Annotated in this window: 1 protein-coding gene; it reads right to left on the minus strand. The window is 39.2% G+C overall.

Features of this window, described 5'->3' with window-relative positions:
* On the minus strand, positions 1–486 hold a 486-nt coding region (locus GQ589_RS11855; protein ID WP_160426459.1), incomplete at its 3' end, for a helix-turn-helix domain-containing protein.
* Positions 487–548 lie beyond the last annotated feature (62 nt).

Below are 548 nucleotides of genomic sequence, written 5' to 3' on the forward strand. Positions count from 1 at the left end.
TTTCCGGCTTTCTACATAACTTGGAAGTTGTTTAATTGACCGTTTATATCGACGGTCTCCTTCTTTAATGTTCGGCGCCTTGCAATGCCGATAAGCTTTGCCTTTTCGCCTTAGATAAGGTTTGAATTGTTCATAGCGTGCTTTATTTTGATAAAGGTAGTTATAGATTGATTGGATACTGACTTTGTTTAAACGTGTGGCAATCTGCTCTGGGCTGTAATAAAGCATGAGGTATTTTTTAACTTGACGCCATACCGAAGACTCTATTGCCTTACCATTACCGCTGTTTTTTCGCCTTTTCCTAGCGAGTGTTACCGCCTCATGTGCTTGATAGGCTTGATTAGGTTTTGAGTTTCTTTTTATCTCACGACTTATTGTCGAAGGATGTCTATTGAGTAGCTGCGCTATCTCTTTTTTATTCTTTCCGGCTTGTAATAATACGAAAACCGGGTATCTTTCCTTTCTAGAAAGGTGATTATAATACATAGCAATCTCCAAACTGTGGTGGTGCGAAGGGGCTAGTATAAATCACCTTTCTACTTTCTTCA

Source organism: Gilliamella sp. Pas-s27, assembly GCF_009795865.1.
Taxonomy (GTDB): Bacteria; Pseudomonadota; Gammaproteobacteria; order Enterobacterales; family Orbaceae; genus Gilliamella.